Annotated in this window: 21 protein-coding genes; 18 read left to right on the forward strand and 3 right to left on the reverse strand. The window is 40.7% G+C overall.

The genetic code is table 11. The annotated features are described in order from the left end of the window. Positions 1–8: 8 nt before the first annotated feature. From HCJ30_RS08265 to HCJ30_RS08285, 5 genes are all read left to right on the forward strand, one after another. On the forward strand, positions 9–1,040 hold the full coding sequence (locus tag HCJ30_RS08265) for a Gfo/Idh/MocA family protein (RefSeq protein ID WP_185391768.1): 1,032 nt from the start codon (positions 9–11) through the stop codon (positions 1,038–1,040). After that, complete coding sequence (locus HCJ30_RS08270) at positions 1,037–3,214, forward strand: glycoside hydrolase family 65 protein (RefSeq protein WP_185391769.1); 2,178 nt, start codon at positions 1,037–1,039, stop codon at positions 3,212–3,214. Before HCJ30_RS08265 ends, HCJ30_RS08270 begins: the two co-directional genes overlap by 4 nt. Further along, positions 3,211–4,332 carry a glycerate kinase gene (locus tag HCJ30_RS08275; protein WP_185391770.1) on the forward strand — a complete coding sequence of 374 codons (1,122 nt, stop codon included), beginning with the start codon at positions 3,211–3,213 and terminating at the stop codon, positions 4,330–4,332. Before HCJ30_RS08270 ends, HCJ30_RS08275 begins: the two co-directional genes overlap by 4 nt. Further along, on the forward strand, positions 4,329–4,991 hold the full coding sequence (pgmB, locus tag HCJ30_RS08280) for a beta-phosphoglucomutase (protein ID WP_185391771.1): 663 nt from the start codon (positions 4,329–4,331) through the stop codon (positions 4,989–4,991). The genes HCJ30_RS08275 and pgmB overlap by 4 nt, the downstream gene beginning before the upstream one ends. A gap of 122 nt (positions 4,992–5,113) precedes the next feature. Beyond that, on the forward strand, positions 5,114–5,434 hold the full coding sequence (locus tag HCJ30_RS08285; protein ID WP_149056417.1) for a thioredoxin family protein: 321 nt from the start codon (positions 5,114–5,116) through the stop codon (positions 5,432–5,434). Positions 5,435–5,491: 57 nt separating this feature from the next. On the opposite strand, the gene HCJ30_RS08290 is transcribed toward HCJ30_RS08285, so the two are convergent. Next, entirely contained in the window at positions 5,492–6,091 is a 600-nt protein-coding gene (locus tag HCJ30_RS08290; protein WP_003768793.1) for a nitroreductase family protein, read from the reverse strand. A gap of 193 nt (positions 6,092–6,284) precedes the next feature. Here HCJ30_RS08290 and HCJ30_RS08295 point away from each other — a divergent pair, with 193 nt between their 5' ends. From HCJ30_RS08295 to HCJ30_RS08350, 12 genes are all read left to right on the forward strand, one after another. Next, positions 6,285–6,638, forward strand: coding sequence for a hypothetical protein (locus tag HCJ30_RS08295; RefSeq protein ID WP_185391772.1), 354 nt, complete (start codon positions 6,285–6,287; stop codon positions 6,636–6,638). Positions 6,639–6,740: 102 nt separating this feature from the next. Then, positions 6,741–7,163 (forward strand): MarR family winged helix-turn-helix transcriptional regulator, encoded by a 423-nt coding sequence (locus tag HCJ30_RS08300; protein ID WP_149056461.1) that lies wholly within the window; start codon positions 6,741–6,743, stop codon positions 7,161–7,163. A 13-nt stretch (positions 7,164–7,176) separates the two neighbouring features. Then, entirely contained in the window at positions 7,177–8,325 is a 1,149-nt protein-coding gene (locus HCJ30_RS08305) for a lmo2826 family MFS transporter (protein WP_185391773.1), read from the forward strand. Positions 8,326–8,695: 370 nt separating this feature from the next. Beyond that, on the forward strand, positions 8,696–9,787 hold the full coding sequence (gene serC / locus HCJ30_RS08310) for a 3-phosphoserine/phosphohydroxythreonine transaminase (RefSeq protein WP_185391774.1): 1,092 nt from the start codon (positions 8,696–8,698) through the stop codon (positions 9,785–9,787). Beyond that, entirely contained in the window at positions 9,780–10,967 is a 1,188-nt protein-coding gene (locus HCJ30_RS08315) for a phosphoglycerate dehydrogenase (protein WP_185391775.1), read from the forward strand. Before serC ends, HCJ30_RS08315 begins: the two co-directional genes overlap by 8 nt. An 88-nt stretch (positions 10,968–11,055) precedes the next feature. Further along, positions 11,056–12,297 carry a DUF1015 domain-containing protein gene (locus HCJ30_RS08320; RefSeq protein ID WP_185391776.1) on the forward strand — a complete coding sequence of 414 codons (1,242 nt, stop codon included), beginning with the start codon at positions 11,056–11,058 and terminating at the stop codon, positions 12,295–12,297. Positions 12,298–12,305: 8 nt separating this feature from the next. Further along, positions 12,306–12,629, forward strand: coding sequence for an arsenic metallochaperone ArsD family protein (locus tag HCJ30_RS08325; RefSeq protein ID WP_185391777.1), 324 nt, complete (start codon positions 12,306–12,308; stop codon positions 12,627–12,629). Positions 12,630–12,941: 312 nt separating this feature from the next. Next, positions 12,942–15,284 carry a helix-turn-helix domain-containing protein gene (locus HCJ30_RS08330; RefSeq protein WP_185391778.1) on the forward strand — a complete coding sequence of 781 codons (2,343 nt, stop codon included), beginning with the start codon at positions 12,942–12,944 and terminating at the stop codon, positions 15,282–15,284. 193 nt (positions 15,285–15,477) lie between these two features. Further along, positions 15,478–16,680 (forward strand): M20 family metallopeptidase, encoded by a 1,203-nt coding sequence (locus tag HCJ30_RS08335; protein ID WP_185391962.1) that lies wholly within the window; start codon positions 15,478–15,480, stop codon positions 16,678–16,680. Further along, positions 16,680–18,080, forward strand: a complete 1,401-nt coding sequence (locus HCJ30_RS08340; RefSeq protein ID WP_185391779.1) for an MFS transporter — start codon at positions 16,680–16,682, stop codon at positions 18,078–18,080. Before HCJ30_RS08335 ends, HCJ30_RS08340 begins: the two co-directional genes overlap by 1 nt. A gap of 15 nt (positions 18,081–18,095) precedes the next feature. Beyond that, positions 18,096–19,286: an amidohydrolase gene (locus HCJ30_RS08345; protein ID WP_185391780.1), complete on the forward strand. Its 1,191-nt coding sequence runs from the start codon at positions 18,096–18,098 to the stop codon at positions 19,284–19,286. An 85-nt stretch (positions 19,287–19,371) separates the two neighbouring features. Continuing rightward, positions 19,372–20,577 carry an MFS transporter gene (locus HCJ30_RS08350; protein WP_185391781.1) on the forward strand — a complete coding sequence of 402 codons (1,206 nt, stop codon included), beginning with the start codon at positions 19,372–19,374 and terminating at the stop codon, positions 20,575–20,577. A 46-nt stretch (positions 20,578–20,623) separates the two neighbouring features. Here HCJ30_RS08350 and HCJ30_RS08355 read toward each other — a convergent pair whose 3' ends face one another. Further along, a complete protein-coding gene (locus HCJ30_RS08355; RefSeq protein ID WP_185391782.1) occupies positions 20,624–21,355 on the reverse strand; it encodes an SDR family oxidoreductase in 732 nt (243 codons plus the stop codon). A gap of 160 nt (positions 21,356–21,515) precedes the next feature. Here HCJ30_RS08355 and HCJ30_RS08360 point away from each other — a divergent pair, with 160 nt between their 5' ends. Beyond that, complete coding sequence (locus tag HCJ30_RS08360; RefSeq protein ID WP_185391783.1) at positions 21,516–22,043, forward strand: TetR/AcrR family transcriptional regulator; 528 nt, start codon at positions 21,516–21,518, stop codon at positions 22,041–22,043. A gap of 44 nt (positions 22,044–22,087) precedes the next feature. Here HCJ30_RS08360 and HCJ30_RS08365 read toward each other — a convergent pair whose 3' ends face one another. Continuing rightward, on the reverse strand, positions 22,088–22,897 hold the full coding sequence (locus tag HCJ30_RS08365) for a D-alanyl-D-alanine carboxypeptidase PBPD2 (protein ID WP_185391784.1): 810 nt from the start codon (positions 22,895–22,897) through the stop codon (positions 22,088–22,090). Positions 22,898–22,931: the final 34 nt, after the last annotated feature.

The raw sequence follows: 22,931 nt of genomic DNA on the forward strand, positions 1-22,931 counted from the left end.
TTCGGATAATGAAAAAAAGAGTTGCGATTATAGGCGCCGGACAAGTCGCTGAGAAGGTCCACGCTGCATATTATAAGACGAGAAATGAACTAGAGCTTGTGGCTGTTTGCGATCCAAGTATGGAACGCGGTGAAGAGTTCCGCGTGAACAATGGTTTTGAGAAGCATTTTGCTACAGCAGAAGAAATGTTTGCTACAGAAAAAATTGATATTGTGAGTATTTGTACGCCCAACCGGTTTCATTTTGACAATGTGATGCTGTCATTAGTACATGGGGCAGACGTAATGTGTGAAAAACCACCCGCAATGAGTGCGGCGGAAGCGAAAGCGATGTGGGAGCTGGCTGAGAAAAAAGGTGCAATTTTGGCGTATGATTTCCACCATCGTTTTTCCAGTGAAGCACAGTTTTTGAAGGAAAATTCGGCGCTTTTAGGTGAGATTTATTGTGTGAAGGCTACTGCGCTTCGTCGTTCTGGTGTCCCGGGTTGGGGAACGTTTACGAACAAAGAAATGCAAGGCGGGGGTCCATTGATTGATATGGGGATTCATATGCTTGATGCGGCGATGTTTGTCCTTGGTTTTCCAAAAGTGAAGAAAGTAACGGCAAAAAGTTTCCAAAAAATCGGGACGAAGAAAAGTGCTGGGACATTTGGTTCGTGGGATCCGAAAAAATATACAGTGGAAGATTCTTTATTCGGCTTTATTGAATTGGAAAATGGCGGATTGATTGAGCTTGATACTTCTTTTGCGTTACATATTAAACCGGAAAACATGCTAAATGTCGACTTTTTCGGTGATTTAGCTGGTGGAAGTTTATACCCGGCTGAAATTTATACAGATAATGCAGGTGCGTTTGAGTTATTGGAGAGCCTTGGTCAATTGGACGAAAATAAACACGAAAATAGTATGAAAGCCTTTGTTGATAGTGTTCTTGGTGATGGAAAAGTGGAGCTTGCTGGAGCAGAACAAGGTTATATCATCCAAAAAATCGTTGAAAGCTTATACGAATCGGCAGAAAAAGGTGAGAGTGTTTCTTTATGAGGAAAATAATCGAGAAGGAATTTGCATTAAATTATCTAAATAAATATGGTAGCCAAATGACTGTGGGAAATGGTTATTTGGGCGTGCGCGGTGCTCTTGAAGAAGAGTATCCGGAGCAAGTTCGCGGTATGTATGTGGCGGGAATTTATAATCGTCCGAGCGGTTCGATGAGTTCGGAGCTAGTGAATTTGCCGGATGTGACACGATTCCAAGTGACGCTTGATGGCGAAGTTTTTTCGATGCAAGCGGGAAAAGTCCACACATACGAACGTTTTTTAGATATGGACACAGGAGAATTAGTTCGCAAAATCACTTGGGAAAGTAGCGCGGGAAAAAAATACCAACTGAATTTTCACCGATTTGTTTCAAAAGAAATAAAACATGTTATCGCGGCTAAAGTGGAAATTACACCTTTGAGCGACAATATGAAAGTGAAAGTAAAGACTGGTATTGACGCGCAACAAACCAATTTTGGAACACAGCAGTTAGCGGAGTCGAGTTTGCGGATTTTTGATGAAGAATTGATGGTTGGCGAATACGAAACGATCGAGAGCAAACAGCGAATTACAATAGCAACAAAAGTGAACGAAAAAGGAATTTTCACTGCGAAAAATCGGCAATTGATGACCGAAGTGGAGCAAGAAATCGCTGTAAACCAAATGTTCACTTTGGAAAAACTAAGTGTGGTTAAAACTTCGCTAGACGAAGTGGACGCGGAATTTCCAAAAGAAAGCTATGCAGAACTGAAAGCGGCTTCGGAAACTATTTGGGCTGATTTTTGGGAGCATGCGGGTGTTCGCGTTAAGAGCACGAATGCGTTCGATCAGTTTGCGCTGGATTTTGCGTGCTATCATTTAGAAATTATGACGCCGAAAGAAGATTCCCGCTGTAGCGTTGGTGCGAAAGGGCTGACCGGGGAAGGATACAAGGGACATGTTTTTTGGGATACAGAAATTTTTATTATGCCATTTTTCCTTTATAATCAGCCGGAAATTGCCAAACAACTACTGCAATATCGTTATCTTCATTTGAAAGAAGCAAAAGAAAAAGCGGTGAAAAACGGCTATAATGGGGCGCTTTATCCGTGGGAAAGTGCATTCTCTGGTGAAGAAGAAACACCTGAATTTGCAGCGATTAACATTCGGACTGGAACGCGTCAAAAGGTAGCTTCGGCAATTTCGGAGCATCACTTAGTGGCGGACATTGCTTATGCGGTTTGTGAATATGAAGCGGCAACGGGTGATGCGCAGTTCATGGCTGATTGTGGCGCGGAATTGCTTCTTGAAACAGCGGAATTTTGGATTAGCCGTGCAACTAATCGTAATGGGCGCTTGGAAATCCTTGATGTAATTGGGCCTGACGAGTACACGGAGCATATCGATAATAATACTTATACGAATTACATGGCGCATTTCAATGTGAAAAAAGCGCTTGAATGGAATAAAGATAATAAAGCTTTCGCGGCTCAAGCAGAAAAATTCCTTGAAAATCTATATTTACCAGTCGAAAACGAAGCGGGCTTAATTCCACAAGATGATACTTTCTTGCAAAAAGACTGGATAAATTTAGATAAATATAAGGCGGCACAAGGCACGCAAGGAATTTTGCTAGATTATTCGCGTCAAGAAGTAAACGAATTACAAATTTTAAAACAAGCAGATTTAGTGATGTTGTTTTATCTTTTTCCTAAGATGTTTGCACCGGAAATCGTGAAGAAAAACCTAGATTATTATGAAAAACGAACGATTCATGATTCTTCTTTAAGTAAAGCGATTCATGCAATTGTGGAAAATCAAACTGGAAACCGTGCGCAAGCTTACCAGTTTTTCCAAGAAGCGTGTTTAATTGACCTTGGAAGTGAACCTCATTCATCTGATGACGGGCTTCATGCGGCGTCACTCGGCGCAATTTGGCTGGCGGTAGTTTTTGGATTTGCGGGCATTGATACTAGCGGGGAATTGCTGGAAATCGCGCCAAACTTACCGGATGCGTGGCAAGCTGTTGCGTTTGAATTTGCTTGGAAAGGCGAAACAATCTCGGTAGAAATCGCGCCAAATACACTGCAACTTTCAAAAAGTACAAAAAGCGTGCTAGAATTAGTTATCTACGGAGAAAAACAACAATTAACGGATACATTAACCATTAATTTGGAACAGAAGGATGTGTCTTTATGAAAATTGTCATTGCACCGGATTCATTTAAAGAAAGTTTGACGGCGCATGAGGTGGCAGAGTATATTAAAGAGGGCTTTCAAGAGGTTTATCCAGATGCAGATTATCATTTACTCCCTGTCAGTGATGGTGGGGAAGGTACGCTAGAGATTTTAAGTAATGCTTTAGGTGCGGAAAAAATGAAAATTGACGTGTCTGGACCTTTTGGTGACCAAATCTCAGCGCAAGTTGCGTTCACGGAAGGTAACAAAACAGCGCTGATTGAAATGGCCGAGGTTTGCGGTTTACACTTAGTTCCGACGAGCAAGCGAGACCCACTTCAAGTGAGCACAAAAGGCGTGGGCGAGCTAATTTTGCACGCGATAGAAAAAGGTGCAACCGAGATTATCATTGGTATTGGTGGAAGCGCTTCAAACGATGGCGGAATTGGCATGGCTAGCGCGCTTGGTTATGAATTCCTAGACGCAGAAAATAATGCGGTCGACTCAATTGGCGCTAATTTAGCAAAAATCGCAACGATTCGTTCTGAAAATGTAGCCGCTGAATTAAAGAATATCACGGTGAATATTGTGACCGATGTTGAAAATCCGCTTTGTGGGGAAACTGGCGCGTCGTATGTGTTTGGCCCGCAAAAAGGGTTAGCAGAAGCCGATTTGGCAAGTACAGATGAAGCCATGTGCCATTTTTATCAGTTAGCAAACCCAGCAATGGTTACAATGCCGCGAGCTGGTGCTGGTGGCGGAATTGGCGCTGGACTTGTGACATTTGCAGAAGCGAATTTGCTATCGGGAATTGATTTTGTAATTGAAGCACTTCAAATCAAAACCGTTTGCGAAGATGCCGACCTAGTCATCGTTGGTGAAGGGAAAATGGACGGCCAAACCGCTCAAGGAAAAGCCCCTGTAGGCGTTGCAAAAGTAGTGCCGAAAGAAACACCGGTTTTCGCAATTTGTGGAAGTGTTGGTGACGGCCTCGAAGCAGTTTATGAAGTCGGAATCAGCGCAGTATTTCCATCCATCGCCAAACCAGCAACTTTAGAAAATATACTTAAAGAAACACCAAATAATTTAAGAAGAACCGCGCGAAATGTGGCGGCAGTTTGGAAAGGACGAGTAGAATGACAACAGCATTAAAAGGAGTAGTTTTCGATTTAGATGGTGTCATCACAGATACAGCGCATTATCACTACTTAGCTTGGAAAAAAACAGCGGAAAGCATCGGAATTGAATTCGATGAAGCATTTAATGAAAATTTAAAAGGCGTAAGTAGAATTGACTCGCTACTGCTTATTTTGAAAAAGGGTGGACGCGAAAACGATTTTACACAAGAACAAATCGAAGCTCTTGCCGCAGATAAAAATGAGTTCTATGTGAGCTTATTGCAAGAAATTACGCCAGCTGATGTTTTGCCAGGAATTAAAGAGCTTATTGTGGCTCTTAAAAAGCAAAATCTTAAATGCGCGATTGCATCTGTTTCGAAAAATGCTCGTACGGTGTTAAGCGCGTTAGAAATGGAACAAGAATTTGATTATATTGTCGATGCTGCTAAAATCACTAAATCAAAACCTGATCCAGAAATTTTTGTGGAAGCGTGCCGAGGTTTGGACTTAGAAACGTCTGAAGTAGTCGGAGTTGAAGATGCTCAAGCTGGAATTGAAGCAATCAATGCAGCTGGAATTGTAAGTGTGGGTGTTGGTTCTGGTCTACGCGAGGCGGACATGACCTTGAAAAGTACAGGTTTGCTAGATTTACGCATTTTAGAGATATTACATAGCAAATAAAATGTTTCACGTGAAACAAAAGTGTCAAAAAATGAACAAAGAGCAAGATATATTGCTATTCTAAAACCCTTTACTTGACCACGATACAACTTTGGAATATTCTGAATGTGAGGTGGATATGTATGGCGATTATTTTTGCAAAAGAAGATGACTTGGAAGAGATTATTAGCAGCCATCCTAAAATATTACTTAACTTTTGGGCAGAGTGGTGTGCACCGTGCCGCTGCTTTTGGCCAACGCTTGAGCAATTCGCTGAGATGGAAGAAGGTAATGTCCAAGTTGTGAAAATTAATGTAGATAAACAACGTGCATTAGCTCAACAGTTTGATGTAAAAGGAATACCCAATTCGCTTGTTCTTGTTGATGGAGAAATTAAAGGCGCAATTGCTGGTATTGTCAGTTGTGATGAACTTAGAAGCAGATTTAAAAGTCTAGCAAAATAAAAATTCCGCGATACCAGTTAATGGTCGCGGAATTTTTTGTTTCACGTGAAACATTTATTATTTGAAAACGCGGAAACGATCAGCGTCATCGATGAATTCTTTTTCGCCAGCTTCTTGAACGATGTTACCAAACGGCATTTGCGCACGTAGGTTCCAGCTTGCAGGAATATTCCATTCAGCTTTAACAGCGTCGTCAATTAGTGGATTGTAATGTTGAAGAGACGCACCGATACCAGCGTTTGCAAGAGCAACCCATACAGAATGTTGTGCAATACCTGAAGATTGTTCGGACCATACAGGGAAGTTGTCTGCATATAGAGCGAAGTTTTCTTGTAAGCCTTCGATAACAGCAGTATCTTCAAAGAAAAGAACTGTTCCGTATCCAGCGCGGAAAGAACCAACTTTTTCTTCAGTAGCTGCAAAATTTTCAGCTGGTACGATTGCGCGTAAAGTATCTTCTACGATATTCCAAAGTTTATCATGGTTTTCTCCTAAAAGAATAACAGCGCGAGAACTTTGAGAGTTGAATGAAGATGGGCTATATTTAACAGCGTCTTTAATGATTTCTTCAATTTTGGAATCCTCTAGGGAAACGTTTTTGTCTAGTGCATAAATGGAACGACGAACTTTAATAGAATCTAAAAATGTATTAGTCATAATTATAAAACTCCTTTGTTAATGTTATTTACTTACATAAGTATAGCAACTATTTATTAATTTGCAAGTGTTTTTGTCGGAAAAAGATTATGTAAGCGCTAAACCGGTTCTGGCTCTTGCGAAAAAATTTTTTTAGCAAAATGCTTGATTTTAAGAACGTTTGTTCGTATAATGTGATTAAGAGGTGATAATTATGGTTATGGCAATCCAGAAAGAGCAAGTGCGGACAGCGAAGAATGCAGCTTTTTTAACGAGTCGGCCAGAAGTGGATTATTTAGAACGCGAGAGCTTTTTTATCACATTAAAAGATGCCATGAAGCGAGAATGGGTCGTTCGGTTAAGCTATTTTCAAGAAGCAGATGTTTCTTCTTTACGTCTAGCATCCTTTGAATATCCTTCCGCATTCCTTGGGCTTGGAGAACTTGAAAAACAAGATTTGGTGCCACTCGAAATAGATATGCTAACAGAAGAAGTTATTTTTAAGGACATAGTTGGGTATGAATATGTTATTGAATTTAGAGATATTATTGATGTGGAATTATTGTAGGAGCAGTCGTTTATTCGGCTGCTTTTCTTGTCAAAGAGGAAATTAATATGTATAATGGTTGTTATGACAATTATTGTTACGACAATGGAAAAGGGGATAGTAATGCGCGGATATTATGATGAAATCTCATTTGATGTGAATACGACAGCGAAGAAAATGCATTTGTTTTTGCTGCGTTCAATTGCGAGTTATGACGTGACGCCTGAGCAATGGTCTGTTTTAGAGGGAATTGAGGCGAACGAGCCAATTTCTCAAAAAGAGATTGCGCTTTGGACGAAGAAGGATACGCCGACTGTGAATCGCATTGTCGATGTTTTGCTTAGAAAAGAGCTTATTGTGCGGGAAATTAGTACAGAAGATAGACGGATTTCGCTGTTATCTTTAACTGAAAAAGGGCGAAAAGAGACGAACGAACTGCGAGATATCGTGGAAGCGAGTTGCGAAAAAATGTTTGCCGGAGTTGAGCGCGCGGATTTGGAGAAATTCACGGCTATTTTAAAGAACATTTCTACTAATATAGAGTAAAGAGGGGTAAATTTTGGAAAATAAGACAAGACTTTGGACGAAGGACTACGTATTTTTATTATTAGGAAGTGTGCTTTTATATATTGGATTTATGGTGTTTATGCCGACGTTACCGGCCCGGATTATTGAACTAGGCGGAACACAAATGCAAGCGAGTTTGGCGGTAGGGTTGTTTTCGATTGTAGCACTACTGATGCGAGCGATTGCGGGAAGTTGGAACGATAAATTTGGCCCGAAAGTATTAATTATTGTTGGTTTTTTGATTTTAATTTTAACGACGGTGAACTTTTATTGGTCAACTGCGGTTTCGGCCTTGCTTTTATTGCGGCTTTTTCACGGAGCTGGCTGGGGGATTGGAACGACGTCGATTGCCACCGGTGTTTCTAAATTAGTACCACCGAGCCGAACGGGAGAAGGCATTGGGTTTTACGGGCTTACAACTGCGCTTGGAATGTCACTGGCGCCGATTATTGCAATTTTAATTATGAATTATTTTTCTTTCGATGTTTTAGTGACGTTTTCGCTTGTTTTGATGGTGTTTATTTTAATTTTGATGACACAGTTGAAAATTCCAAAATCAGAAAAAGTCGTACATCATAAAATGAAATTGTTTGAGAAAACGGCGTTACTTCCGGCTGGATTATGTTTACTAATGGCGATTCCGCTTGGTGGGATTCAGACGTTTATGATGGTGTATGGGACGGAGCTTGGGATTTCGACGACTTGGGTTTACTTCATTGGACAAGCGATTATGGTGCTTGTGAGCCGCTTGTTTGCTGGGCGGCTTTATGATACGAAGGGGCACCGTTTTGTTGTTATTCCGGGCGCGCTTTCGATGATTATCGGGATATTGATTCTTTCGTTTGCAACGGGGGCAATCAGTTTGTTTATTGCATCGCTATTCTTTGGGCTAGGTTACGGGATGTCGCAACCGGCACTTCAAGCACTTGCTGTTGACCGAGCTGCACCTCACAATAAAGGTACCGCGAATGGGACGTTTCTTTCGGGGATGGATATTGGGATGGCTGTTGGTAGTTTTGGTCTGAGTATCGTGGCGACTTACTATAATTATGCGATCATGTACCGCACAGCAATTATTGCGCTTATCGTATTTTTTGCCGTGTATTGGTTTACTTTAGGACGAAAAGTGAAAAATAGCTAACATCTTTTGTGAAGCTGTTTTCAAATTTTAAAAGTGTGAGAATTGCTTTAAATAGCGGATTCTCGCGCTTTTTTTATATTGGAAAGTTTGAACATCACATTTATTTGTAGATTTAGTATAAATTTTCTGAAAAACAGCGCTGTTTCTGCTATAATATACAAAAGTACAAAAGGCAGTGTTTACTTTTAAGCGCTGAAAAATCCGAATATTGTGTGGAATATCACAGATTCGTTTTTTTAATTTCTTAAGGACAGAACTTCGAAAAGCATAAGTGGAACGAGGAAGGCTCATATCTGACCAATAAGTATTCTATTATTGGTGAAAATTTTTGGTAGTAATTGGGGAAATTTGATGACAGGAGAGATGTTGAGTGGAACGTGTTTATAATTTTTCGGCAGGTCCGGCAGTTTTACCAGTACCGGTACTTGAAAAGGTTCAAAGGGAGCTACTCTCTTACAATGGTTCAGGAATGTCAGTAATGGAGCTGAGTCACCGTTCAGAATTATTTCAAAACATCCTAGACGATGCGGAGAGCTTAATTCGAGAATTGATGGAGATTCCAGATAATTACAAAGTACTATTTTTGCAAGGTGGCGCGAGTTTGCAATTTAACATGGTGCCGATGAATCTTGCAAATGGTAAAAAAGCGGCTTATGTAAACACTGGATCTTGGGCGAAGAAAGCAATTTCTGAAGCCAAAAAAATTCAGGGTGTTGAGGTGGAAGTAGTTGCCTCATCGGAAGACCGCAATTTCAGCTATATTCCTGAAATTCCTACAGTTTCTAGTGATGTGGCTTACTTACATGTAACGACAAATAATACGATCGAAGGAACGGCGATGTTTGATGTGCCAGACTCAGCTGTCCCGGTCGTTGCGGATATGTCCTCCAATATTTTATCGAGCGTTTATGATGTGGAAAAATTCGGCTTAATTTATGCAGGAGCGCAAAAGAACATTGGGCCTGCTGGATTAACGCTTGTCATCGTGCGCGAAGATTTGATAGGGCAAGTAGAGGGGCTTCCTTCTATGTTAGATTTCAAAGTACAAGCCGAGAATGATTCCATGTATAACACACCACCAACGTTTGCCATTTATGTAGCGAAATTAGTATTTGAATGGATTAAAGAGCAAGGTGGCGTGGCTGGGATTGAAGCGTTAAATCGCAAAAAAGCGGCATTATTATATGATTATATTGATCAATCGGATTTCTTTTCTTCACCGGTCGAACCTTCTGCCAGATCGCTCACGAATGTTCCTTTTGTGACGAATTCTCAGGAGTTTGATAAAGCTTTTGTCAAAGAAGCTGAAGCAAATGGTTTTGAAAACTTGAAAGGACATCGCTCAGTGGGCGGGATGCGAGCAAGTCTTTACAATGCATTTCCAGTTGAAGGGGTGGAAGCTCTAATCGCCTTTATGGAAAAATTTGCCAATGCAAGAAAAGGGGGAGAAGTACGTGTTTAATATCCAAACGTTTAATGCTATCGCAAAAGAAGGCTTAAAGACATTTGATCTTGAAAAATATGTGATTGATGCGAATCAGCCAGCAGACGGGATTTTACTACGGAGTTACAACTTACACGATTTTGACTTTCCAGAAACAGTGAAGGCAGTTGCTAGAGCTGGTGCGGGGGTTAATAATATCCCAGTAGAAAATTGTTCAGAAAAAGGTATTGTTGTTTTCAACACGCCTGGCGCGAATGCCAATGCTGTGAAGGAGTTAGTCCTTGCGAGTTTATTCGTTTCGGCGCGCCCCATTTTGGAAGGAACGGAATGGGTGAAACAATTGCCGGCAGAAGATGATGTTGAGCAAAAAGTGGAAGCTGGTAAAAAAGCTTTTGCGGGGACAGAACTTGCTGGGAAAAAATTGGGGATTATTGGCTTGGGTGCAATAGGTGCTTTAGTTGCGAATGACGCTTTATCGCTTGGGATGGATGTGGTTGGTTATGATCCGTTCGTTTCGGTGGACACGGCTTGGAGAATTTCTAAAGAAGTGGAACGCGCGATGACGATAGAAGAAGTTTTAGCGACCTGTGATTATTTAACCGTTCATGTGCCTTTAACGGATAAAACGCGCGGTATGTTTAACGCGGATACGCTGCAATTAGTAAAAGATAATGCAGTTTTACTGAACTTTTCACGCGGCGAGTTAGTCGATGCTGCGTCTATGAGAGAAGCTTTGGATGATGGACTTTTACGTTTGTATATTACGGATTTTGCAACAAAAGAATTATTAAATCATAAAAAAGTGCATGTATTTCCACATTTAGGTGCATCGACGGAAGAAGCGGAGACCAACTGCGCAAAAATGGCTGCGAAAGAACTACAAGCTTATTTTGAAACGGGCAGCATTAAAAATTCTGTGAACTATCCAAATGTGGAAATGCCGTATAATGGGCATCCGCGAATTGGAATTTGCCACAAAAATATTCCAAATATGGTAGGGCAAATCACGACCGAACTTGGGAAATATTCTTTAAACATTTTAGATATGACCAATCGCAGTAAAAATGAATATGCCTACACGTTAATTGATATCGATAAAGAAACGCAAGCTAATTTGGAACAATTAAAGCAAGATTTGTTAGCTGTCCAAGGGGTTTTGCGTGTTCGACTTATTGAGCCCTTAGGTGTAACGGTTTAAAATTATTACCCGGGAAATAATGAGAGCATGAAACGTTGTGGTTATTGCCAAATGGGTTCATGCTCTTTTACTAAAAAGGAGGATAACAATGGTAAATATACGTCCATTTAAAGCAATTCGTCCAATTAAAAATTTAGCAGAAAAAGTGGCTTCATTGCCATATGATGTACTTAATTCGGATGAGGCGCGCGAACTTGGTGATGCAAATAAGTATTCTTTTTTACATATTGATAAGGCGGAAATTGATTTGGATCCGGCGATTTCCCCTTACGACCCAGCTGTTTATCAAAAAGCGGCTGACAATTTGGAGCAATTTGAGCTGGATGGTTGGCTTGGTAGAGAAGCAAATCCGGCATTTTATATTTATCAGCTGACGATGGATGGCCGTCCGCAAACGGGTCTTGTTGTTTGCACGTCGATTGATGATTATATGAACGGGAAGATTAAAAAACATGAGCTGACTCGTGAGGAAAAGGAGTTGGACCGGATTCGCCATGTCGATGTTTGTGATGCGAATACAAGTCCGATTTTCCTGACTTATCGTGGAAAAGAAGCGATTAATACGCTTGTTGAGTCTTGGGTGCGGGAAAATGAGCCGGAATATGACTTTGAGAGCTTCCACGGCGTCGCGCATAAGGTTTGGGCAATTACGGACGCACATATTCTAGAAGACCTGTCAGCGGCGTTCTCGGAAGTCCCAGCGCTATACATCGCAGACGGACATCATAGAACGGAGTCGGCGGTAAAAGTTGGTCTGAAACGGCGTGATGAGTTTCCGGAGGCTGGACCAGAAGCGGAATTCAATTTCTTTTTATCGGTTGTTTTCCCAGAAGAGCAATTAGAAATTCTTGATTATAATCGGGTTGTGAATGTGCCAATTGAAGTGGATTTCATTAGCAAAGTAGAGACTAGTTTTGATGTGGAGAAGGTTGGGAAAGAAGCATTTAAGCCAGAGAAGCCAAAACAAGTAGGGATGTATTTGGACGGAAATTGGTACAAACTTACAGCGAAAAGTGAAGTGATTCCAAATGATGTGATTGGGCAGCTAGATGTTTCGATATTGCAATCGCAAGTTTTAACGCCGATTTTTGGGATTGAAGATATTCGCCGCGATAACCGCATTGATTTTGTCGGTGGAATACGTGGATTGGGTGAGCTAGAGCGTCTCGTTGATAACGGTAGCCATTCGGTCGCATTTGCGATGTACCCACCAACAATGGACGATTTACTTAGTGTGGCAGATGCTTCGGAAATCATGCCGCCAAAATCGACTTGGTTTGAACCGAAATTATTAAGTGGGCTGTTTGTTCATGATTTAGAGAGCAAGTGATTTTTAGGATGAAGCATATTAGTTACTTTTATTCTGCGGAAAATGAGTCGGAAATAAACTTAGAGATATGGAAAGCGTTTATGAATAAAAGTGAAGCTGAGCGAGAAATCCATTTTGATTATACGGGTATCGTGTTTGATATTCAGTTGAGAGAGGTCGGGAAAGTGGACTTGCCGGAGCTGGTTGAAACGCTGCTTGAAGAGAACGGGATGGAAGCTTTGCCGGTTTTAGTTGTGAATGAGGAAGTATACAAGTATGGCGAGTTTTCTGTTATTGAGGCAGTTGAGGAATTGCTAGATGTGGGTGTTTCAATTCAAGTGGAAGAAGATTAAAATCAAAAAGCCGGTCGGGAAATTAATCCTGGCTGGCTTTTTTAAATGATACTAAAAAAATAAACTACTTAAGACAGACTAGAAACGGAAGCTTGTCTTAAATAGTTTATTTTGTGAAGAATAACCAACTTACATACAATATTGTACATGAGTGATAAACGGTCGAACCGTTTTTTCCTTTGAATAAATTTTAGCATTTTTGGTGGTAGTTGGCAAGATTCTATAAAACCCAACCAAAAACACTAGCGATTAATTTTCACGTCTATGATAATATAAAAGTGTCCGATTAAGTTAAACGAAGGAGTGAATCACGTGCCACATTTGAAAGATTATACGATTGGGATTCAACATATAAAGCAGCTGACTTCGGAAATTTCACTTGGAACAAAGTTGGTGTTTGCTATTTCTGGGCAAATAACTATCAAAATCTCGGAGCAGAAATTTTATTTACAGGAAGGCGATATTTTAGTTCTTGATCGCAATACTTTTTATACAATTGAAGGAAATGAAACTAATTTAATTATTGATTTAACTATTTCAGATACATTTTTTGCGCATTATTATGAGGATTATTTCCAGCATTCGTTTAAATTTTTCTCGAAGGAGAGTGACCCTGGGCGAGAGCGGGTTGTTGGGTCGTTACGAAAGTCAATTAGTGAGCTTTTGATTGCTTCGGCGACGAAAAAACGTGCCAATAAGTTAGAGGCGCAATCGGCATTGTTCCAGATTTTACTGTTGCTTACGCGCTTTTTGAAAAGAGGGATTCCGTCTTCGGCACGGAAAGAAGTTAATGATAAACGGATTTCGCGCATTATTCGGGAAGTGGAAGAACGATTTGATGAAGCCTTGTCTCTGCGTGAGTTTGCGCAAAAAGAATTTTTAAGCGAGGCGTATTTATCGCGTTATTTTAAAAAGACGACTGGGCTTGGTTTTTTGCAGTATTTGACGGAAGTTCGGTTGAAGCATGCGATTCAAGATTTGCTACATTCGGCGGAAAGTATTACGGAAATAGCGCTGAAAAATGGTTTTTCGAGTCAAAAGCATTTTTCGGAAGTGTTCAAGTTTCATTTTGAGTTAACGCCTAGCGAATATCGCATGGAACATCATTCGGAAACGAATTTGTTAATAGAAAATCGGGCGTCGCAAATGGGTGCTAGTATCGAACATATTGCGCCATCGCCGGAGATTTTAGTGAGGTTAGCGGGACTTTATTACGATGTGGAGCTTGGTAAGGAATTAAATAAAGCGCCTTTTGAGAAAAAGAAGATTGATATTACGGAAAAGGCGGCGCGCTCCCTTAGTAAGAATATGAACATATTGACGATTGGTGAGCTGAAAGAAGTCTTGAAGCATAACGTGCAAAAGCAGATTATTACGACACGTGATGAAATTGGGATAAATTATATTGGTATTCGTCATTTGTTTAGAGGTTCAACGTTCTTGCCTGAAACGGAAACGGATGAGTTAGTGCCGACTTCTTCGCCTTATGCTAATGCGGATTTAGCGCTCACTTTTTTAAAACAGCAGAATTTGCAGTTGTTTATTCGGTTGGAGTATCAAGATATTTTAGGTGATGAAGAAGCTGTTTTTGAGCGGTTGGATCATTTTTTAAGGCATTGTATTCAAGTTTTTGGGCGGGAATTTGTTTCTAAATGGCATTTTATGTTTTTTGAGCCGAAAAATACATATGCTGATAAAGAGGAGCTAAGAAAACTCTATTTGAAGCTATATCAAATTATAAAATCGCGTTTTCCTGCTATCCAAGTCGGAAATTTTGTCCCATTTTCGTTATCAAAAGATGCGGTTCCAGAGCGCCACACGTGGTTTTTAGAAGAAGCGGATAAAATTGATTTTGTTGCCTTTAATGCGAACCAAAATGAAGCGGTAGATTTTTCGAAAGAGGATACGCAGTCATTTTTAGTTTCGGAGGATCATTGTTTGTCGAAAACGCTGAAATTGAAGGCGTTCTTGAAGCATCATCATATTAATAAGCCGTTGATGTTGGTGAATTGGAATACGCTGTCGGGGAATACTAGGTATACGAATGGTACGTTTTTCCGGGGCGCGCTCGTTCTGAAAACGATGTTAGATTTGGTGCCGGAAGTGGATGCGTTAGGCTTTTGGATTAATACGGAGCTGCATGAGGGCGACGATAGCAAGTTAAATATTAGCCTTGATGGGATTGAAATGTTCCACTTTTTTAACGGAAAAAGGCCAGCGTTTTATTCAGTGAAATTTTTGAGACGGCTTAAAGGTGTTGTTGTGGCGGAAGGGCCGGACTTCATTATGACGAAGCATGTGGACGGTTATCAGCTGATTTTGATGAACTGTGCGACGATTAATCCGCGCTATTCGGTGGAGGAACGGTTCATTAAAGAAGAACAAAAAGAAATGCATATTCGGCTTACGGGGCTTGAGGCTGGTGATTATCAGGTCCGTAAATGGCAGTTTGACCGTGATAATGGGGCGCTTTATTCGAAGTATTGGCAGCTGAATAGTAAGTACGGGATGGATCAAGAAATTTTGGATTATATTGTGGATGTTTCTCAGCCAACGCTTACGGTGACGGATGAGTCGATTACGGAAGATTGGTCGTTTTACGCTTATTTAGATATTAATGCGGTTCATTTTTATGAGTTTAGAAGTTCGATTTAAAAAGTTCAACTAGTGCAGTTGAGCTTTTTTTATGCCTTCAACACCGAATTTTTGACATTGGCTGGTGCCGTTTAGAAAAGAAGAAAATTTCAAGCTAAAACTAAGCAAAAAAGCAAACTTCTTTTAGGATAAATTTTTTTATAATAAAGGTGTAGTAAAAATACGGATGTTTTGGCCAGCAGAAGTATTAAAAATGGAGGTTTGGAGAATGAAAGAGAAGTTGTTTCAAAAACTAGACGAAAAACGAGATCGTATGATAGAAATTCGTCGTTACTTACATGAGCACCCTGAACTTTCTTTTCAAGAGGAAAATACGGCGAAATATGTGGCAGATTTTTACAAAGATATGGACTGCGATGTGCGGACGCATGTTGGGGGAAATGGTGTTGTTGTAACGATTGACACAGGCAAGCCGGGTAAGACGCTTGCTATTCGCGCCGACTTTGATGCACTTCCTATCCATGAAGAAACTGGGTTAGCTTTTGCCTCTAAAAACCCTGGTGTAATGCACGCTTGTGGTCACGATGGTCATACAGCTTACATGCTTATTTTAGGTGAAACGCTTATCGAAATGAAACAAGAATTAACTGGGAAAATTGTTATTTTACATCAACATGCAGAAGAAACTCCTCCTGGTGGCGCGATTCAAATGATTAACGATGGCGCATTAGACGGCGTGGATAATGTACTGGGAATTCATGTTATGTCTACGATGAAAACAGGTGAGGTTTTCTACCGCGAAGGCGCGATTCAAACTGGTCGTTCTTATTTCAAACTTAAAGTTCAAGGTCAAGGTGGACATGGATCTTCTCCACATTTGGCAAATGATGCAATTGTGGCAGCTAGTGAATTCGTTGTCGCTGTTCAAACCGTTATTAGCCGCCGTTTGAACCCATTTGATGTTGGTTCGATTACGATTGGTTCTTTTGACGGGAAAGGTAGTTTTAATGTAATAAAGGATGCCGTGGAGCTTGAAGGTGATGTTCGCTCGATGTCTGAAGAGGCGCGCAACATTATTCAAAAAGAAATTACGCGTATCGTTAGCGGGATTGAAGCAATGTTTGGCGTTACTTGTGAACTGGATTACAAAAATGATTATCCTGTTTTAAATAACGACGAAGCTTTGACGGAGTTTGTTGTGAACTCAATTAAAGGCGCAGATATTCCAGAAATTACGGATGTTATACGCTGCGAACCGCAACCGCCATCGGAAGACTTTGCGTATTATGCAAAAGAGCGTCCGAGCTCATTTTTCTATGTTGGCGCGATGCCGGCGGATGGCCATTTTTACCCGCATCATCATCCAAAATTCGACATTAATGAAGATTCGCTATTAATTGCATCAAAAGCAATGGGAGCTTGTGTTGTAGATTACTTAAAAGGAGAGAATAACTAATGACATCAACTGCTTATAAAGGCACAAATAAACTTATTGTTGGGATTGTTTTCGGAGTTATCACGTTTTGGCTTTTTGCTCAATCAATGGTAAACATCATCCCAGCGGTACAATCGGATCTTGGGATTTCCTCAGATTTACTTAGTATCGCAATCAGCTTAACCGCGCTATTTTCAGGTATTTTTATTGTTGTAGCGGGTGGTATGGCTGATAAATTTGGTCGTGTAAAATTAACTTATATTGGACTTATTCTTAGCATTATCGGTTCACTACTACTTGTTGTGACTCAAGGTGCAACATTACTTATTATCGGTCGTATTATTCAAGGGCTTTCGGCTGCGTGTATTATGCCGGCAACTCTTGCACTAATGAAAGCTTATTTTGAAGGCGCGGACAGACAAAGAGCGCTTAGTTACTGGTCAATCGGCTCATGGGGCGGATCTGGTATTTGTTCATTCGCAGGTGGAGCAATCGCAACTTACATGGGTTGGCGCTGGATTTTCATTATTTCCATCGTATTCGCACTACTTGGAATGCTATTAATTAAAGGTACTCCAGAAAGCAAAGTTGTTCAAAATACGAAAGCAAAATTTGACTCAGTTGGACTTGTTCTTTTCGTTATCGCAATGGTTTGTTTAAATCTTATCATTACTCGTGGGGCTACATTTGGTTGGACAAGCCCAATTACAATCGCTATGCTTGTTGTTTTCCTAATTTCCGCGGGATTATTTTTCCGAGTGGAACTACGACAAGCCAATGGGTTTATTGATTTCTCGTTATTTAAAAATAAAGCTTATACAGGCGCAACACTTTCAAACTTCTTGTTAAATGCAGCAGCTGGAACACTTGTTGTTGCAAACACTTATGTACAAATTGGTCGTGGTTTTACGGCATTCCAATCAGGTTTACTTTCTATCGGTTATCTAGTTTGTGTACTTGGAATGATTCGTATCGGTGAAAAAATCTTGCAACGTGTTGGTGCGCGTAAACCAATGATTCTAGGTTCTGGAATTACAGCTGTTGGTATTGCATTAATGGCGCTAACGTTTGTACCGGGAACACTTTATACGGTACTTGTTTTTATCGGCTTTGCTTTATTCGGTATCGGACTGGGCATGTATGCAACACCTTCAACAGATACAGCGATTTCCAATGCACCGGAAGATAAAGTCGGAGTAGCTTCTGGTATTTACAAAATGGCAAGTTCGCTAGGTGGCTCATTCGGTGTGGCGATTTCCGCTACAATTTACGGAGTTATCGCACTTTCCGGAAATATTGATTTAGCTGCAATGGTTGGACTTTTAACAAATGTTGGTTTTTGTGTAGTGTCACTTATTGCTGTTGCGGTAACAACACCATCAGCGAAAAAAGCACTCGAATTAAAAGCTGCAAAAGAATAGGAGGCTGTATTTATCATGCGTACCAAGTTAATGAACATGCTTGAGGAACGAAAAGATGAAATCACTCAGATTAGACGTCATTTGCACGAACATCCTGAATTATCGTTTCATGAAGCAGAAACAGCAAAATTCATTCAAGATTTTTACAAAGGAAAAGATGTCGAAATGGCAACGGAAGTAGGTAATGGGCACGCGGTTGTTGTAACGATCGAAGGCGGCAAACCCGGAAAAACCATTGCTTTGCGCGCCGATTTTGATGCCCTTCCGATTGAAGAACAAACGGATTTACCATTTAAGTCCAAAAATCCTGGCGTAATGCACGCTTGTGGTCATGATGGACATACGGCTTATTTACTTGTACTAGCAGATTGTTTAATCCAGTTGAAAGAAAATATTCCTGGAACGATCAAAATTGTCCATCAACATGCCGAAGAAACACCACCCGGCGGAGCGAAAAGCGTTGTCGAGTCTGGTATTTTGGATGATGTGGACCAAATTTTTGGGATTCATGTATTTCCATTCGGTGAAAGTGGTCAAGTATTATATCATAGTGGCTACGCGATGGCTGGCCGCACCTATTTTAAATTAAAAATTCAAGGTGTTGGTGGGCATGGTTCATCTCCGCATATGGCGAATGACGCGATTGTTGCGGGTGCTTATTTTGTGACAGCCATTCAAACGGTTGTGAGCAGACGCTTGAACCCATTTGATACTGGTGTTATAACAATTGGTTCTTTTGACGGAAAAGGTAGTTTCAATGTAATTAAGGATGCCGTGGAGTTAGAAGGCGACGTTCGTTACATGAATACCGAAAATCGCGACAAAATGGATGCGGAAATCCACCGAATTGTGGCTGGTATTGAGGCGATGTTTGGCGTGAGCGTGGAATTAACGTATACGAATGATTATCCGCCACTTTATAATGACCCAGCTGTAACGGAACAAGTTATTGGTAGTTTGCAAAAAGGTCTTGGGGAGTACTTAACAGAAATCTCTGAATATGATATGCTTTCAGGGTCAGAAGATTTTGCATATTATCTACAAAAAATCCCGGGCGTCTTCTTCTACATTGGTGCAAAGCCAAAAAATGTCTCACATGCATATTTTAATCATCATCCGAAATTCGACATTGATGAAGATGCGTTGTTAGTTGCAGCTAAATCAGTTGCAGACGTTGTGTTAGATTATTATAAATTAAATGGATAATAGCTTTGAAAAGAGCATAGTCAGACTTTAAGAATCTGGTTATGCTCTTTTGTTAGTGGCGGGATTTAAAGAGGAGTGAATTCAAATGAATCAGGTAAAAGGAGAAAGGCATTCGCTAATGGTATTACTCGTTCTATTTATAGGTTATACCAGTGTATACGTGGACAAATATACTATCGGAATTTCGCTTGTAACTGTTTCTCAGGATTTAGGATTTGATCCAAGTCAAAAGGGTTTGATTTTAAGTGCTTTCTTTTTAGGATATACACTTTTTCAAATTCCAATGGGGTATTTAAATAATCGGATTGGCGCACGTCCTGTCCTTGCGATATCCATTATTATCGTCGGACTGTTCCTTATTATTTTTGGTTTTGGCTATTCCTTGCTGTTTTTGGTTGTTATTCGTTTCTTGTCCGGGGCGTTCGGACATGCGGGTTATCCGCCATCTGTCAGCAACTATATTTCTCTGCATATCCCATTAAATAAGCGTGGTTTTGCGCAATCGGCAATGCTCGCTTCCTCTGGTTTTGCGGCCTTTATTGGTCCACTTTTAATCGCACAACTATTACTATCAGTAGGTTGGCGTAATACATATTATTGGATTGGTATTGCAGTAATTTTGATTGGATTTTTGATTTTACTAGTGGTACCCAAAGCGCCAAAAATAGATTTAAACGCGCAAAAAGAAAAAATCAAAGTACCTTTCTCGGAACTTTTAAAAGACAAACAGTTGTGGATTCTGTTGTTATCGGCGCTATTTATCAATGCGGCTAACTACGGTTTAACAAGTTGGCTTGCTTCTTATTTGAGTGAGGTGCGAGGGATTTCTATTAGCCAAGTGAGTTATATTAGTTCTTTAGCAGGACTTTGTATTTTAATCGCGGGTGTTGTTGGTGGCTATTTTATTAGTCGCTTCTTCAAAGGAAAAGAGCCAATGGTTATTTTCACGTTTTGCGTACTTGGGGCGTTTACGGTGTACGGCGTGTATTTATTTGATCAGTTGACGCTTTCAATTATTTGCTTATGTTTATGCAATGTTTTCCTCATTATGGCCTTTACAACGCTGATGGGGCTGCCACACAAGTTGTTTAAACAGAGCCACATTGCGACAAAATATGCGGCTATTAATTCAGGCGGGGTTCTAGGCGGCTTTTTCGCACCGATGATTATTGGGGATTTGGTGAAAGCTACTAACTCCTACCAGTCTGCTTTTCTATTCTTGGCACTGACTTTATTAATGTCAGGAATTATTGTTCTAGCGATTAAAAAACGTTCCGTAATCAGTGAATAAAATAAAAGGAGGAAAACAAGATTGGCTTTGTTTTCCTCCTTTTTCATTAAGCTAATCCGCCATTGGTAAAAATGACTTGCCCATTGACCCAGCGTGCAGGTCCGGCTAAAAAGGCTACTGTTTCAGCGATATCATCCGGTTGTCCTAGGCGTTCGAGTGGTGTTGCTTTTGCTAAATTTTCAATCGTTTGCTCATCTTTCCCAGTTAAGAATAACGGGGTGGCAGTTGGGCCGGGAGCGACTGCGTTGACGGTAATATCTTTGCCACGAAGTTCGCGCGCGAGGATCAAAGTGAGCGACTCAACCGCAGCCTTGCTAGCCACATAAGCCCCATACGCTGGAAAATTGGTTCTGGTTACCGAAGTGGAGAAATTGATAATTGCGCCACCTGTTCGTACTCTAAGGGCAGCCTGCTTGGAAACAACAAAAGTGCCACGGACATTAGTTCGCTGAATCAGGTCAAACTCGTCCATATCTAAAGTAGCAATCGGACTTAATTTCATAATGCCGGCTGTATTAACGACGACATCAACCCCGCCATAATGAGCTTCAATTAAGTCAAATGCGCTAATCATCTGTGCCTCGTCCGCAACGTCGCCACCAACGCTAATCGCTTCTCCGCCAGCGGTTACAATCGTTTCGACCAGCGCTTCTGCTTTTGCCTTATTTCCAGCATAATGAACAGCAACCGCATAATCTTGCGCGACTAATTTTTCAACCACCGCTTTACCAATACCGCCAGAACCCCCTAAAATAAATGCAACACGTTTATTTGTCATGCTCTATTCGCTCCTTTAATTGCAATTTAGTTACTTTTTTTATTTTAAGTAACTTTATAGTTGGAAGTATACTCCTTTTAGTTACTTTGTCAAGGATTTGTAACTTTTTTAATTTCATGTATAATTAAAAGCAAAGACTGAGCGGAATCGAGGGTTTAAAATGGCGCGTTTATCACAAGAAATTATTTTGGATATGGCAGAGAAAATTATTTATGAAAAAGGGATGGAGAAAACGACCCTTTACGATATTGCCGGGAATTTGAACGTCACACATGCGGCGCTTTATAAGCATTACCGAAACAAGGAAGACTTATTTCAAAAGCTGGCATTACGTTGGTTGGAGGAGACTTCACGGGAGATTTTCGCGTGGAATTCGGCGGCTGGACAATCACCGGACGATGCGCTTCACGATTGGCTCTGGCTCTTGGCTGGGACGAAGAAAAAACTGTATGCAACTGACCAGAAAATGTTTTTACTTTACACCGATTATATTGAACAAAATGAAGCCTTAGTGAAGAATCATGTAGAGCATTTAGCGCAAAAAGCAGAGGAAGTTAGCGGGCGGAAGGAACAAGGCGCTGCGATTATAACGGCGTTCATTTATTTTCACAATCCTTATTTTGCGAATCGTTGGGAGCAAGAGGGGCATGAGGAGTTATTTGAGCGTGTTTGGCAGTTGGTTAAGTGACAAAAAGGGATATTGCTTTGGAGCAAATCCCTTTTTTATTATGACTAAAACCCAACTGCCATCAACTTCTCTGTATCCTTAAACCGTTTCTCCGCAGTATCCGCACCCAAAACAATTGAAATCACACGCTTTCCGTTGCGCTCAGCCGTTCCAATAAAACAATACCCAGCTTCATCGGTAAATCCTGTTTTTAGCCCGTCTAGCCCTTGTATGGCACCGATCAAATCGTTGGTTGATTCGAGTTTGGCTCCTTCTTCGGTTATGATGCTGGACTTGGAAGTTGTTTCAAGCACCTCAGAATGAGTGGAAATTAATTTAGATGATAGCAAAAATAAATCTTTTGTAGTAGAAACAGCCATTTCCCCATCAACATCAAGCCCGCTGGCACTGACAAATCTAGTTTTATTAGACAATCCGAGTTTTTTCGCCTCATTATTCATTTTTTGAGGGAAATTCGCTCCTTCCAAACGGTCACCTAACGTCTCGGCGGCATCATTTGCAGACATGACAAGCATCGCGCTATATAAATCCCTGACCGACCACGTTCTTTTTTGCGTAATCGCGTAAAGTGAAACTGCAGAGGGATCATCGAGTCGAACGAGATCAAGTTGCTCGTCCCACGATAATTTTTTGTTATCCACAGCCTCAAGAACTAAAAAAGCAGTCATTAATTTTGTTAAACTTGCGATTGGCATGACTTTATCGGCATTTTTTTCATATAACATTTTGCCATTTTCGACTGAAAAGACCGCGGCAGCTTTGGCTGATAAATATACGTCTGGTTGCTTCGCGGAACACGATGAGAGTAGTAATAGACCTATTAGCAGCACCCAAGTAAGTTTATGTATTTTCATTTTTTCTCCTCCTTTTGACTTTAGTATAGAGAAA

Source organism: Listeria cossartiae subsp. cossartiae (assembly GCF_014224155.1).
GTDB lineage: Bacteria > Bacillota > Bacilli > Lactobacillales > Listeriaceae > Listeria > Listeria cossartiae.